Source organism: Proteus sp. PR00224 (genome assembly GCF_016238105.1).
Lineage (GTDB): Bacteria > Pseudomonadota > Gammaproteobacteria > Enterobacterales > Enterobacteriaceae > Proteus.
Genome location: NZ_JAEHQU010000004.1, coordinates 179,817 through 194,929, shown reverse-complemented (window position 1 = coordinate 194,929; position 15,113 = coordinate 179,817). Strand labels below are relative to the sequence as shown.

The following is a 15,113-nucleotide window of genomic DNA, read 5'->3' as shown; positions in this document are numbered from 1 at the left end:
TACCGCATTTTTCGTTATGAAATTATTGCATTTTTGTATGAGCTATTTTTAGTTTAAGCCTGATTTTTTTCTTTTAAACACACCAGAAAACCACCGATTATCAATACAATAAAAGCGACATAAAGAGCAGGTTCTAATTTTCCCGTCAATGCTGTTGAAAGTGAAGAAATTACGGGGCCAACTAATTGCCCGATGGCATAAAAAGTGGTGAGTAAACCCGCCATATAACGCCCATGTTGAGGCGCTAATTCACGACCTCGTAAAAACGCCAGTTGTACTGCACACATTAAGCCACCACCAATTAAAAATGCCCCTATCGCCAACCCAGTAATGGTAGGAACCCACAGCGCAATCAGTATGCCTAACGCTTGTAACCAAAGCGTAATGGCTAAACGTAACTGCGTGTTTAATACATTACGCGTGAAAATAGCGATCCCAATACATAATGCCGCAGAAGCACCAAAAACAGGCCAAACAAATTGCGCAATTAAGCTCCCTGGAAAGCGTTCTGCTGCCATTTGAGAAAGAAAAGTTGCGGGTAAAATATAGCCAAACCCAGCAAAGGTATAACCCCAAATCAGCCTTTTTATCGCTGGCGTAAGCGTTAAAGAGGTAACTTTTACTTCCTCTCTGCTCATTGTCCAAGGCTTTGGAAGATGGTAGCTCACATATATGGCACAAATAAAAGCAAGAGAACCATAAATTAACCACCCTGCCGCTGCACTCATTTGCCATTTCATAATTAACACAGCAAGAATACCGCTGATAAATATACCAGCACCCGTTCCTGCATAAACAGCCACACTTAATGCAGGTCGATTAAGGCGAGCCAGTAACTCGTTAGCCCATGAAGCCACCAGCACTAATGTCCAACCACTTGCCCAACCAATAAAAAAACGTGCAATACTATGTGTAAAAGCATCATTTAAAAAAGCAGACAACAGCGTGATTATCACCGCCCCCCAAAGACCCGCCCACAAGCGATACCCCACACCTTTAACAGCTTTCATCGCATCATAGGAGCCTGCAAGATAACCAAGATAATTAAATGCAGCGACAATTCCCGCACTTGTTAACGTCAATTGATATTCTGCAATCATCAACGGCACTTGCGGTGTAAAGGTAAAGCGCCCTATTCCCATTGCAACCACTAAAGCAAGAAACCCGCTAAACGCGATATGAAAAGCTTGCGCTGAATGACTTTGGTGATTTGAAGTATTCATGGATATCCATTATTTTGTTTTATCATTTTAAATGTGCTACTCATTAATAACAGAACAAGCAACACATTAACTCCAATCAGTTAACATTTTTGCAATAAAAAGTTTCATTTCTTTCTATTCACAAGATGATCTCTGACATGATGATGTTCATCGTGATAGATTAGTATCATGAAATAAAACAGAACATTTCGATAGATCTTGGAGTATATGATGAGTCAATGTCACGTTAGCGGTTTATTATCTCTTGATGAAGCGCTAGAAAAACTACTTGAAAAACCGCTGGCAATTACCAATACCCTTAACATTCCATTAAATAACGCCGCAGATTATATTCTAAGTGAAGATATTACCTCTCCACTGAATGTGCCACCGTTTGATAATTCGGCAATGGATGGTTATGGACTTCGTTACGCTGACTTAGAAGCTCAAACTCCACTTCCTGTTGCTGGTAAATCGTTCGCGGGTATTCCTTTTGAGGGAGAACTCCCAGCTGGGCAATGTGTACGCATTATGACAGGAGCTATGGTTCCTGCTGGTGTTGATACTGTTATTATGCAAGAAGAAGCCGAAGTGACCGAACATGGTGTCCGTTTTTCACAGCCTGCTAAAAAAGGCCAGAATATTCGCCGTATTGGTGAAGATATTAAAGAAAACGATATTGTATTACCTGCTGGCACGAAGCTTTCAACAGCGCAATTACCTTTAATTGCCTCTTTAGGTGTAGCAACAGTACAAGTTTATCGTCGTTTAAAAGTCGCTGTTTTCTCAACGGGTGATGAATTACAAACTATCGGTCAGCCATTAAAAGCGGGACAAATTTATGATACCAACCGCTTTGCGGTACGTTTAATGCTTGAAAAACTAGGATGTGAAGTTTTAGATTTAGGCGTTATTCCTGATTCACCAGAAAAACTGCGTGAAACCTTTAAAAAGGCTGATCAAGAAGCAGATTTAGTCATCAGCAGTGGCGGTGTTTCTGTAGGCGAAGCCGATTATACGAAACAAATTCTTGATGAAATTGGCGAAATTGGTTTTTGGAAATTAGCCATTAAACCGGGAAAACCTTTTGCTTTCGGTCGCTTACACAATGCATGGTTCTGCGGTTTACCGGGTAATCCCGTGTCAGCCACAGTGACATTCTATCAATTGGTTCAACCGTTAATTGCACGCCTATCTGGTTTTAGCCATTGGAAAGCACCGCAACGTTTCCAAGCTATTGCACAATCTCCATTGAAAAAATCAGCGGGTCGTCTTGATTTCCAACGTGGTATTGCCAGTATTAATGCCGAGGGCGTATGGCAAGTCGAAACATCTGGGCATCAAGGTTCCCATGTTTATAGCTCTTTTAGTGCCGCTAATTGCTTTATCGTTTTAGAGCGTGAACGCGGTAAAGTTGCAGCTGGCGAAACTGTTACTATCGAGCTATTTAATTCTCTATTAAAAAGCGAATAGCCTTTATGAGTATTGAATTAACGGATGAAGAAACACTACGTTACAATCGCCAGATTGTATTAAGGGGCTTTGATTTTGATGGTCAAGAGGCGCTGAAAAGTGCCTCTGTACTGATAGTTGGTGCAGGTGGCTTAGGATGTAGTGCCTCACAATATCTTACAGCAGCAGGTGTAGGAAAACTCACTTTATTAGATTTTGATACGGTTTCCCTTTCTAATCTTCAGCGACAAATTCTTCATCGCGACGCCACGATTGGTCAACCCAAAGTACTATCTGCGAAAGCAACACTAGAAGCAATTAATCCTCATGTCACAATAGAAACCGTTGATGCATTACTTGAAGATGAAGCTTTAGCGGAGCTTATTAGCCACCATAACCTTGTTATGGATTGCACTGATAATGTGACAGTGCGTGAGCAACTTAATCGCCTCTGTTTTCATCAGAAAAAACCGCTCGTTTCTGGTGCGGCTATTCGGATGGAAGGTCAAATCAGCGTATTCACCTATCGAGATGATGAGCCTTGCTATCGCTGTTTAAGTCATCTTTTTGGTGATAACGCTTTAAGTTGTGTTGAAGCTGGCGTAATGGCGCCTGTTGTAGGCACTATTGGTACTTTACAAGCCGTTGAAGCTATCAAACTGCTTACAGGGTATGGTGAACATTTACATGGCAAGGTGTTGATATTTGACGCAATGCGAATGCAATTTCGTGAATTCAAATTACCTAAAAATCCACATTGCGAAGTGTGCTCAACCAATTTACCAGACAATTAACCACGCTGATGCTTGAATAAGGTAAGTCTATATTCTTTAAGCTTACCTTATTTCACTCAATCTCTAAGTTGTATTCATATTCATCATTAAGTCGATGTAACAAGCTTGTAGTATTCACTCTGATTTAATTCTACTATGACCGCCCGCGTCAAAACGCAACAGGATGCCCTATAAACAAAATAATCATTTAAGCACGCATTCTACGTGCTAAAAAAGCAATACAAGGTAGAAGAATGACATTTCAAATTGCAGACACTCTCTATTACAACGGACTTATTTATACCGCTGATCATAATGACACTATTGTTGATGCTATCGCGATCAGCCAAGGTGTGATTATTGCTTCAGGTAAAAAAGAGGGGTTACTTTCTTACTGTAATGAAAATACTGAGCAGATTGATTTACAGGGAAGAATGGTCATGCCAGGCATTATTGATGCACATATGCACCCATTCTGGGGAGGCGCAACACTAGCGGGTTGCCATCTTGATTATCAATCACTCTCTATCGATGACATTTTATTACGTATTCAGAAATACCTTGATGAAAACTTTATTGATAGTGATACCGAATGGTTAAAAGTTTCCGCATGGTATCGTGAAGGTATGCAACCTGAAGGTGTGCAAATGACACGTTATCACCTTGATACCTTAAATACGACTCGCCCTATTTTGCTCTTTTCTAGCGATTGTCATAGTGTTCTTGCTAATTCTCGCGCTTTAGAACTGTTAAATATCACCACTGAAACGCCCGATCCACCTGATGGAAATATTGAACGTGATGGTGATAGAACACCGATTGGCATTCTTGAAGATGCGCCAGCAATGCAAGCCATTGATAGCTTGCCCCCATTAACTGAAGATCAAAATTTACAAATAGCTCGCCATGTTCAAAAATTATTAAATGAACAAGGCGTAACCACGATTATGGATGCTCGTGTGGGTGAGCCTCAATTACGCGCCTTCAACACGTTAAGACAAGCAGGTGAATTAACCCTGCGCATAGAGAATGCCGTTGAAATCACGCCAGATGATGTACCTTGTATTGAAGATATTTCAAACGCTGTATGCCATGCTGTCACTCGCTTTTCGCAATGGCATCAAATCAGCGAAGGTGCTCAACCCAGTGTTGCGATCCGCCATATCAAACTTTTCCTTGATGGTGTATTACAAGCGCCGATTATGACAGCGCGCTTGCACTCACCTTATCGTATTAACGTTGGCACTGATGATACGCCACACTGGCAAGACTCTGAACATATTGGCGATCTCTATTTCTCACCTGAAATTTTAACACCGTTAGTCACAGAAATTGCCCGTGCGGGTTATCACCCTCATATTCATACTGTTGCTGAAGGTGCAATTAGTACGGCACTTGATGCTATTAGTGCAATGCGCAAAGCCTTACCTGAAAAAGACATAAGACCGGGGCTTGCACATAATGAATTGATGTGTGAAAAAGATTATGCCCGTTTTACACAACTAAAAGCCTTCCCTTTCCTCTCCTTCCAATGGGCAGCAGCAGAACAGAGCAATATCGAAAAAGATATTGAAATGCTAGGTAAATCTCGCTGTGACTATTTAGAGACTGCTGGCAAGTTTATTGATGCTGGCGTTACTGTTGCTTTTGGTAGCGATTGGCCAATTGACCCACTTAATGAATGGTACGATTTTAAAGTTGCGATGACTCGCCAAAAAGATGCAGCAAGCCCACGCCTTGATAATGATCGTAACCTTACGTTAATTGAAGTCCTACGTGCTGCTACCATTAATGCCGCTCAAGCATTAGATATGGATAAACAAATTGGATCATTAGAAGTCGGAAAATTTGCCGATTTAATCGTATTAGATAGAAACCTGTTTGAAATATCGGCAGAAGATGTTGAAAATGTCAGGGTATTGTGTACGATCATTGCGGGGAAACCCACAATTTAGCTGAATAATATAATTAATAAACCCGCTTAAAAAGCGGGTTTATTTTTATCATCGCACTTAATCTTATGAAAAATAAGATAGATTTAATAAAATTATAAAGCAATTCCCATCATTGTGCTGACTTCTTTTAATCCTTCTCGCTCATAAAAACGTTTAGCGGCACCATTTTCAGCTAATACAGACAATTCGAGATGCGTCATTTTTTCTGATTTTGCCCACTCTTTCATTGCGGTCAACAATAAACGGCCTACGCCTTGGCTACGTACCGTAGGATCAGTAACGATATCGTAAATATAAGCATATTTACGTTGAACCAAGCAGTTAAACATAGGTGTTTCTTGAATTTGCGCTATGCTAAATCCAACCACTTTGCCATCTAAATCTGCAACCAAAAGATGAAACTTATTATTTTTTATTCCATTAATAATAAATGCTTCATCTTGCTTACCCGGCTTTAATCTTTCTGGCTGTAATGTTGCCATTTCATCAAATAAATGGATATAAAGAGTATTAATTTCTTCTACATCAGACAATATTGCTTTTCTTATGATTACCATTTTTTACCTTTATTTGTTATAGGTTTTTACTGGAGGTGCAATATATGTTTCAAATTTATCTAATAATTGAATAGGGCATTGTTCCACAATCGCCATATGGCGATATTTTTCATGTAGGAATTGTTCATCCGCCATTTTATCAATCATCATCAAAAGCGGATCGTAAAATTGATTAATATTAAGTATGCCCAATGGTTTTTGGTGCAAACCAATTTGGCTCCATGTAAAGACTTCACTAAACTCCTCTAATGTACCGAAACCACCGGGTAAAGCGACAAAACCACCAGCCAGTTCTATCATTTTATTTTTACGTTGATGCATTGTTTCAACAACATGCAGTTCGGTCAGATTTTTATGCGATATTTCACGCCCTTCTAATAGCGTAGGAATAACCCCTATCACCTTTCCGCCTTCAGCTAATACAGTATCAGCGAGAGTGCCCATAATACCGACACTGGCACCACCATAAACTAAGGTAATATTACGTTTAACTAGCTCTTTGGCAAAAATAATTGCTTGTTCTTTATAAATAGGTGAAGCGCCTAAACTAGAACCACAATACACTGCGATAGATTTTATTTTACTCATTTCTTTATTCTCTTTTAGCTAGTTAAATCGAGCTTGGAATTATACTGAAGGTATTTTTAATAAAAAAGGTTAAAAAAAGTGTTTTTACGCTTTTTATTTCACATATATATTTAATCATTATTAATGCTTATATTTATGAGAAGTCATTTTTTATTTTATTAAAAATAAATTAAGTTATATTTTAGCTAATCGCACTCAACTAAATTAAAATAAAAAATATTTATTAATGAATAGCTATATTAAAGTCGGTGATTTTATTTTATATTATGCGATCCTTTGTTATCTGCTAACAGAGAACACATAACGATTGATTATTGACGAGGTTTTATAGGATGTTGTCAGCCAGACACTCAGCTAAATTACAGGTGTTTTACCCTGTGCTTCTTTTGCTTCTCTCCATGCTTTCAATTCAAAGCGGCGCATCCCTTGCTAAAAGCCTATTTCCTGTTATTGGTGCCCCAGCTGTAACGGCGTTACGTCTATTATTGGGTACTTTGATCCTCTTTTTTATTTTTAAACCGTGGCGACTCAAATTTACTCGAAAATCAATTATGCCACTGTTTCTATATGGTTTATCTTTAGGAGCAATGAATTACCTTTTCTACCTTGCTCTTGAAACTATTCCTTTAGGAATTGCTGTTGCCCTTGAATTTACAGGCCCTTTAGCTGTTGCTATGTTTTCATCGCGCAGAGCCATCGACTTTTTATGGATAATTTTAGTCATTGCAGGCTTAGGATTATTGCTACCTATTGGCGATAATATTCATGGATTAGATCCTCTAGGTATTCTTTATGCACTGGGTGCTGGTGTAGGTTGGGCGCTATATATTGTATTCGGACAACGTGCAGGTAAAGGCTACGGTGCGGCAACAGTTTCAATTGGCTCATTAGTGGCTGCCTTTATTTTCGTTCCTATTGGTATGTTACAAAGTAGCCCTGACATTATGTTTAGCTGGTCAATTTTACCAGTTGCATTAGCCATTGCAATTTTATCAACTGCATTTCCTTACACCTTAGAAATGATTGCGCTTACACGTTTACCCGCTAAAACGTTCGGTACTCTAATGAGCTTAGAGCCTTGTATGGGTGCCTTTATTGGTATTATTTTCTTACACGAACATTTGACACTAATTCAATGGATTGCCCTTGCCTTTATTGTATTAGCCTCTATAGGTTCAACAGCAACCATGAAAAATAAAACCAAAATTGAAGAGGTTAAATAATTACTTAACCGTATTTTCTTATAAGAAATAAATATTTATTTAAAAAGGATCTTATGATCCTTTTTTCTTATTCAATAATAACTTTACTGACCTATCATTGCTATTTTGCGCTCATTGTCTTACCCTAAATAGACTATTTCGATAGATTAGATTTTTTTAATAGATGACCTATCAATTTAATAGTATCAATCGATAAGACTAACCATTAATAATTCACTATCATCATTAACAGAAATTAAGATATTGAGTTATTAATTATTTAGGGAGAACGATTATGAGTACTGCTAAATTAGTCAAATCCACACCTTCAACTCTGCTTTATACCCGTAATAACCTCGATGACAGCGTAAAACTGCACGCTATTGAATTATTGCAACAGATGGTGACGCAGTTTATCGACCTATCTCTCATCACAAAACAAGCGCACTGGAATATGCGTGGCAGAAACTTTATTTCTGTTCATGAGATGGTTGATGGCTTCCGCGATACCATTAATCAGCACACTGATGAGTTCGCAGAGCGTATTGTTCAGTTAGGTGGCACAGTATTAGGCACCGCGCAAGTTGTCGGTAAAAAAACACCACTGAAAGCTTATCCACTGGATATTCATGATGTGCAAGATCACCTAAAAGCACTGGCTGATCGTTATGCTGTTGTTGCTAATGATATTCGTAAAGCCATTGACGAAGTTGAAGACGAAGATACCGCCGATATGTTTACTGCTGCATCGCGTGATCTTGATAAATTCCTATGGTTTATTGAAGCCAATATTGAAAATTAATCTACGTGTAAAGAGACGTGATTAATATAAAAAAGGCTGCCATGTAAGGTAGCCTTTGTCTATTTTCTGATTGAATTAAAATGTATACACCACACCCGCATTAACACTAAAACCATTCCCAGGGAAAAGTAAGGCATCATTCTTTTTCACTGTTGGATTGGCCAAAGTGCTTGCTGCATAGCGTTTATTCGTAATATTGTCTAAATTCAAATAAGTAGACCACTGATTATCATATTGATAATGTGCATTAAATCCTAATAATGCATAAGGTTTACTCTTTTGAATATTAAGATGGTTACCATGATCAACAGCAACATTTGTGGGTGACCAATACAGTGTAGGACCAAATCTCAATCCATTTAATTGATAGTTAATTTCACCCGAAATAAGGTTTCTAGGAATACCTGCAATATATTTTCGATTATATTCCCCGCCCATAAAACGAAAATCATTATACGTCCATGTTGCGCGATAGAGAAAATCACCAACACGAAGCGGTTGAATCGCATTGATACTGAATTCAACACCTTGATGGCGAGTTTTTGCAGGATAATTATAAATATCAACAATATTCCCATTTTGATCGTGGGATGTAATATATTCATCTTTAATAAAACTGCGATAAAGCACCGTACTTAAACTGATATTATCTGTTAATTCAATATCACTACCAATTTCAAAACTGGTTGCTTTTTGAGGTGAAAGTTTTAACAGATTGACCTTATTTAACGGCGCTTTAGGATTAATAATATCATTAAAGGAAGCCGGCTCTTGGCTCATACTGACATTAGCAAATAAGCGTGCATTGTAATTAGGATACCAAATCAGCCCAACTTTAGGTGTTAAGAAATTAAAGGACTGTTCAAGAGAATTATGGCTCGAAAATACATCTCTTTTCGCATGAGTTCCTTTTACATCCAGATTAAACAACACACTGTTACTAATATGTATACCCGCCCCTAAAGACGCATAGATATTTTCAGCTCGTCCATCATATCGTCCTAGCCAGCCTTTGGGATTTTTCTCGATATCATCTTTCATTATCGAGTGATCCCAAGCTAACGCGGCACGATAACTAATATGCTGAGTTTCTAATTTATAATTAAATTGAGCGCCTTTAGTATAATAATTCACAAATTGGTAATGACTGGGTGTTTTGAAATTATCATGTGTTTGTGAATACCACCAGCCAAATTGAATATCGTGAGCACCACTATTCCATGTCGATTTATTGGCTATACGTAATTGTTCGACATTTCTATGGGGATCTTTTTTCTTAATTGCAGGTAATACCGCTTTAGGATCATTCTCAACCATTTGTAAGGTTGCTGGGCCAGGAACATCAAAACGCAGATCAGTCCAATTAATCCATGTTCTATTTTCAAAGTTGTCTGAAGTATACCCGAGTGTTGAGCGCATTGTTTTACGTTGAGAAGCAGAGTGCTCTCGATACCCATCATAATGGTCATAACTTAGACTTATTCTGGCATCAATAGGATGATCATCACTATAACCGCCTAACGCCATTTGTAGACCTTGACGCCCAAAAGAACCTTGCTCATAACGCAATTGATTTTGATTATTTCGTCCTGTATAGGTGATAAAATCAAGCTCTCCCCCTAAGTTATTGCTTTGCAATTGTGTACTATTTGCACCGCGGCGAATGCTAATAAATTGTGCATCTCGTACATCAATCATACTTGAGTGAAAGCTACCATCGGCTTCATTAAGAGGTAGTCCGTCTTGGAGTAATAATACCCCTCTAGAAAGTGGCGCACTTTGAACACCTGAGCCTCGAATACTTAAACGAGGTTGATCTAATCCACCAAATAAACTTTGTATCACGATACCAGGTTGATCCTTTAAGGCATCATTCAACGTTAATAAGCGATTTTCATGATCAACCGTAATTAAATTAGTTCCCCCTGCTATATTGCTTATTTTTTCAGCTTCAATGTTATAAATACGATTTGACGAATGACCTTCTTTTTGTCCACTGACAATAATATGTTCTGATTTATTTTCATTCGCTTGGGAATAACTCAATATTGGTGTAATCGAAAGCAAAGAGGATGAAATAAACCACAAGGATTTTTTTAAAATAGGCATATTTATCGTTCTATTTATCATTAATAAAAGAATAAAAAAGAGTATTTTCTTGTTTTTATTTATAAAAAATGCCCAATTAAATTGGGCATTAAGTTAATTAATGTTTGTCGTCTTCATGTTCAATAATACGGAAGTTTTCACAGATAAATAAATAAGCGAGCGCTCCCATTGAAACTAGACCAAGAGTGATAGTTAATTCTGGTAGCGATGGCCAATAAGAGACACCCGTTGATGTCACCATACCTGTCACCACAACGTTATAACGGTTTAAAATAACCCCCGAAGCGACTAGCGCACCAAAGGTTACCAGCCAGCCACGACGTTTTATTAATGGTGAGAAGCAGATAATTAACGGCACAATAACGCCAAAACCAACTTCAATCCAAAAGAATAAAGATTCAAAGCTGCCTTCGAAAAGGTAATGCACTTTACCTTCTGCAATAATACTGCCGAATTTCAACGCTAAATAAACCAGCATTGCATAACCTGAAATTCGAACTAATCCGCTTAATACCGACATTGGCACTTTGTGATTAAACGCTCGGCCTGCTAATGCAGTTTCAACTGCGATCATTGCAGGGCCAACAAAAAACGACGAAATTAAAAATTGGAAGAAAATAATTGGCGACCACCATAATGGATGCAGTTTATCGACCATTAATAAATAAAGCGCCCCAAGTGATGATTGATGCATTGATGGAATTGCAATACCAATGACTAACAATACCGGTAATATTTTACGGAAAAAATTATGGTATTTTCGTCCAACTCGTTCAGTTGCCACTTCTCCAAATTCAATTAATTGCACACTGGTATAAACAGAGACGCAAATAAAGACTTCAAAAAGTACTGAGCTATGCCCTTGAGAAACTAATGGACGCCAGAAATTCCACCACTGCCCGATATCAAGGAAAAGCCCGACCATCACCAATAAATAACCAATTAATGACGTTAATGCTGCACTTCGAGCAATACTTGAAAATTGTTCTTGTTTAAATACGTAAACAATTAACGCAGTACCATACCCGCCCCCAGCTAACGCCACACCGCACATCACGTCAAAAGAGATCCAAAGCCCCCAAGGCCATTCATCATTAAGATTGGTCACTAATCCCAATCCTGTGACTAAGCGAAATAAGATAAGCCCTACGGCAATCAAACTGATAGCAACAAGCACCCAGCGCACTGGTGTCATAGGAAAACGCCACTTACCAAAGTGGGTCGAATTATCGATAACACTCATTCTGATCTCCTTGTTTCTTCATCAGTACTATTCTGGTTATGATCTAGATGCTGATGGGATTGCTCATCGCGGCTCACTTTATCTTTTCTGTGATTAAACATGGCAATACCACCCAAAATCACAGCCCAAGTAGCGCCTGCTATCGGCGTATATTTCATAAAATCAGAGGTATAAGAAGAGAGTGGTTTTTCCGTTAATCCCGTTTTAAAGCCAAGCTGTTCAAATGGCACATCAGAAATATAGAGCCATTCAGTCCCCCCTACTTCTTTCTCACCATAAATATGTTGAACATATTCTGGATTATTCGTGATGGTTTCTCTGGCTTTTTCTAATAAGGTTTGTCGCTCACCAAATACCAAGGCTTGAGTAGGACATACTGCAACACATGCGGGAGATTGCCCTTCTTCCACACGAGATGAGCACATCATGCATTTAGTGACATAAGGAAGTGACTTTTCCCACTCATATTTAGGAATATCAAACGGGCATGCCACCATGCAATATCGGCAACCCACACAGAGATCAGGATAATAAACCACTGGCCCTGCGGGTGTTTTTTGGAAGGCTTTTGCAAAACATGCTGAAGCACAAGCGGGATCAATACAGTGAAAACATTGCTCTTTAACATAACGCCAAACCGCTTTATCTTCTTTCTCAACCGTGACTGTTTTGATAACTGTCCAGTTTTCATCCGCGAGTTTGGCATTCTCACCACTTGTGGGTTGTCTGTCTTCTATCCATTTATTTTCGTTGTACATTTTGCATGCAACTGTACAACTACCGCAGCCGATACACTTTGTAAGATCGACTAATACACCTTTAGACATAATGTGTTTCCTCAATCTTTAAGCTTTCTTTTTGTTAAAATGAATACTGCGATCTTGGTAATGCGTATGAAGCAATTGATGAGCACGTTCACCACAAGGTTCACCTAAAAATTGTTTATAGATACTTTGAATTTCACTGTTTTCATAACTCAAGCGGATTGTGGCGCGTTCATCTTTGCTATAAAGCGCTTTCATGCGTAAAGCACGTATTTCATCAGAAGGCGGTAATGCCGAACGAGGCTGTCCTCCTCCCGCAATACACCCACCAGGACATCCCATAAATTCAACGAAGTGCCACTGTTTTTCCCCTTTTTGAATTGCTTCTAAGACAGGACGCGCATTTCCCATACCAGAGCAAACTGCCACGCGAATTTCCCCCACTCCCGGAATATCCAGAGCGGCTTCTTTAATACCTTCTAATCCACGTACAGGTTGCAAATTAAATAAAGGCTCTGGTGGTCTTTCACCTGTAATAAAGTAGTAACTGGTTCTGACCGCCGCTTCCATCACGCCCCCTGTCACGCCGAAAATAGCACCAGCACCACTGTATTCAGACATTAAGCGATCATAATTTGCGGGTTGAAGAGACGTTAAATCGATATTGTGACTTTTAATTAATCTGGCGAGCTCTCTTGTTGTTAGCACGATATCAACATCACGAAGATCAGGTTTTTCCCATAACACGCTAGCGCCATTCATTTCAGGGCGTGCCGCTTCTGATTTTTTAGCGGTACATGGCATAATGGCAACAGAGACAATTTTGGTAGGATCGATATTTTGCTCTTTGGCATAATAGGTTTTTATCATCGTTCCCAACATTGTCATGGGTGATTTTGCTGAAGATAAATTAGGTATTAATTCAGGATAAAACATTTCACAGAATTTAACCCAACCCGGCGAGCACGATGTAAATTGTGGTAATACGCCATTATTTTGAATTCGTTGCAGTAATTCTGTCGCTTCTTCCATAATGGTCAGATCAGCAGAAAAGTTCGTATCAAAAACTTTATCAAAACCCAGTTTTCTCAGTGCAGCAACTTGCAGTAACTCAATATCCTTACCCGGTTGCATACCAAACTCTTCACCCAAAGCAACGCGCGTAGCGGGCGCAGTTTGAACAACAACATGCAGTGTTGGATCTAATAACGCCCTAATCACCTTATCCGTATCATCAACTTCTGTTATCGCACCTGTTGGACACCAAAGCGTACATTGCCCACAATCAATACAAGGAACGCTATCAATTAACGGTAAATCGTAATTTCCCATCACCGTTTGTACTTTTTCACACACCTCAACACATTGACCACATAAAATGCATTTTTTATCATCACGACAAATTGCCACATTATTAGGATCAATAGGAATTCGGCCTCGGACTTGTACAGGAAAAGTACCTTTTGCATTGTATTGCTCGGGAACCCAGCCAGTACCTCCAGAAATATTACCATCACATCCCGCCGTTACAGCGGTTACCCCTGCCGCAAGACTCATCTTTCCAGCAAATGAAAAGAAAGAACGTCGAGATAATAATTTCTCGTCACTCTCTTCTTTTGTAGGGAGAATAGATTTCATTTTTTACAATGCTCCTGCTTTAATATATAAATAAAACTACCGTTTAAAAGTAGTAATATATAAAGGATTAAAACTTATTTTTGTTAAATATATTTATATGATTTTATTAATAAAAAGATCAATACTTAAAATAAGTATTAACCTTAAAGAACCTAGTTTATTTGAGAAAAAACACCCTATCAGCAATCATCGTTTCATTTAAGAAAATCAGGAGAGATTTTTTAATTCAATAAGTGATAGGGTGTTTATGAGATATATTGTACTGAAGAGAAGTTAAAAAAAAACAGCTTACAACCTTATTAATTAAATATATTTAATTTTATTGATACATATCAAAATAGAAATAAAACAATAAAAATAATTCTATAAAAAAACGAGAAAATCAATATAAAAAATTAAAACAAATCATACAGTTAAAACGGATGTTATTTTTTATAAATTTATTGAGCATTTATCTTAACTAAATAAAAAAAGATTATCGCATACTATTTAATATAAAATAAATAATTTAAAAAAACATCAGACTGATAATTTCTAAATAAAGTATTCACTTTTTCTAAATTAATAAAAATAAGAGCATTACAATATAATTGTTTATTTTGTTATAATTATATTAATTTATGTAAAATAATTATTTAATTTTAAATATAAGATATTTTTATTTTTTAATTATTAATAAGATTCATAAAAAATACAAGTTAATAATACCAGATGGAATCTTAAATAAAAATAAAACGAAATGATTAAATATATTTAACCATAAGATGACTTGTATTATTTTAAACAAAAAAACAATTTTTCTTTTATTAAGAATAAAAACTTATAGTA

The 15,113-nt window shown here is 37.7% G+C and carries 12 protein-coding genes; 5 read left to right on the top strand and 7 right to left on the bottom strand.

Annotation, left to right across the window (positions count from 1 at the left end; genetic code table 11):
• Nucleotides 1–53: 53 nt before the first annotated feature.
• A complete protein-coding gene (locus JEP71_RS09505; RefSeq protein WP_198620462.1) occupies nt 54–1,223 on the bottom strand; it encodes a YbfB/YjiJ family MFS transporter in 1,170 nt (389 codons plus the stop codon).
• A 210-nt stretch (nt 1,224–1,433) separates the two neighbouring features.
• Here JEP71_RS09505 and moeA point away from each other — a divergent pair, with 210 nt between their 5' ends.
• The 3 genes from moeA (at nt 1,434) to JEP71_RS09490 (ending at nt 5,382) form a co-directional block, all read left to right on the top strand.
• Nucleotides 1,434–2,675, top strand: coding sequence for a molybdopterin molybdotransferase MoeA (moeA, locus tag JEP71_RS09500; protein WP_196533001.1), 1,242 nt, complete (start codon nt 1,434–1,436; stop codon nt 2,673–2,675).
• A gap of 5 nt (nt 2,676–2,680) precedes the next feature.
• A complete protein-coding gene (moeB, locus tag JEP71_RS09495; protein ID WP_198626145.1) occupies nt 2,681–3,448 on the top strand; it encodes a molybdopterin-synthase adenylyltransferase MoeB in 768 nt (255 codons plus the stop codon).
• A gap of 233 nt (nt 3,449–3,681) precedes the next feature.
• Nucleotides 3,682–5,382, top strand: coding sequence for an amidohydrolase (locus tag JEP71_RS09490; RefSeq protein ID WP_198626144.1), 1,701 nt, complete (start codon nt 3,682–3,684; stop codon nt 5,380–5,382).
• A gap of 92 nt (nt 5,383–5,474) precedes the next feature.
• On the opposite strand, the gene JEP71_RS09485 is transcribed toward JEP71_RS09490, so the two are convergent.
• Both JEP71_RS09485 and JEP71_RS09480 read right to left on the bottom strand, forming a co-directional pair.
• A complete protein-coding gene (locus JEP71_RS09485) occupies nt 5,475–5,939 on the bottom strand; it encodes a GNAT family N-acetyltransferase (RefSeq protein ID WP_198620459.1) in 465 nt (154 codons plus the stop codon).
• Between the two features lie 9 nt (nt 5,940–5,948).
• The gene (locus JEP71_RS09480) at nt 5,949–6,527 is read right to left on the bottom strand and encodes a TIGR00730 family Rossman fold protein (protein WP_196573867.1); all 579 of its coding nucleotides are present in this window, start codon (nt 6,525–6,527) and stop codon (nt 5,949–5,951) included.
• A gap of 332 nt (nt 6,528–6,859) precedes the next feature.
• On the opposite strand from JEP71_RS09480, the gene rhtA reads away from it, so the two are divergent.
• On the top strand, nt 6,860–7,750 hold the full coding sequence (rhtA, locus tag JEP71_RS09475) for a threonine/homoserine exporter RhtA (RefSeq protein ID WP_100159509.1): 891 nt from the start codon (nt 6,860–6,862) through the stop codon (nt 7,748–7,750).
• A gap of 274 nt (nt 7,751–8,024) precedes the next feature.
• On the top strand, nt 8,025–8,531 hold the full coding sequence (dps, locus tag JEP71_RS09470; protein WP_100159508.1) for a DNA starvation/stationary phase protection protein Dps: 507 nt from the start codon (nt 8,025–8,027) through the stop codon (nt 8,529–8,531).
• A 75-nt stretch (nt 8,532–8,606) separates the two neighbouring features.
• On the opposite strand, the gene JEP71_RS09465 is transcribed toward dps, so the two are convergent.
• The 4 genes from JEP71_RS09465 to JEP71_RS09450 all read right to left on the bottom strand — a co-directional run bounded on the left by JEP71_RS09465 (nt 8,607) and on the right by JEP71_RS09450 (nt 14,285).
• Nucleotides 8,607–10,640, bottom strand: coding sequence for a TonB-dependent receptor domain-containing protein (locus JEP71_RS09465; protein ID WP_198626143.1), 2,034 nt, complete (start codon nt 10,638–10,640; stop codon nt 8,607–8,609).
• 97 nt (nt 10,641–10,737) lie between these two features.
• On the bottom strand, nt 10,738–11,883 hold the full coding sequence (gene nrfD, locus JEP71_RS09460; protein WP_109373455.1) for an NrfD/PsrC family molybdoenzyme membrane anchor subunit: 1,146 nt from the start codon (nt 11,881–11,883) through the stop codon (nt 10,738–10,740).
• Entirely contained in the window at nt 11,880–12,710 is an 831-nt protein-coding gene (locus tag JEP71_RS09455; protein WP_198620457.1) for a 4Fe-4S dicluster domain-containing protein, read from the bottom strand. The genes nrfD and JEP71_RS09455 overlap by 4 nt, the downstream gene beginning before the upstream one ends.
• An 18-nt stretch (nt 12,711–12,728) precedes the next feature.
• A complete protein-coding gene (locus JEP71_RS09450) occupies nt 12,729–14,285 on the bottom strand; it encodes a [FeFe] hydrogenase, group A (protein ID WP_109373453.1) in 1,557 nt (518 codons plus the stop codon).
• Between the last annotated feature and the right edge of the window lie 828 nt (nt 14,286–15,113).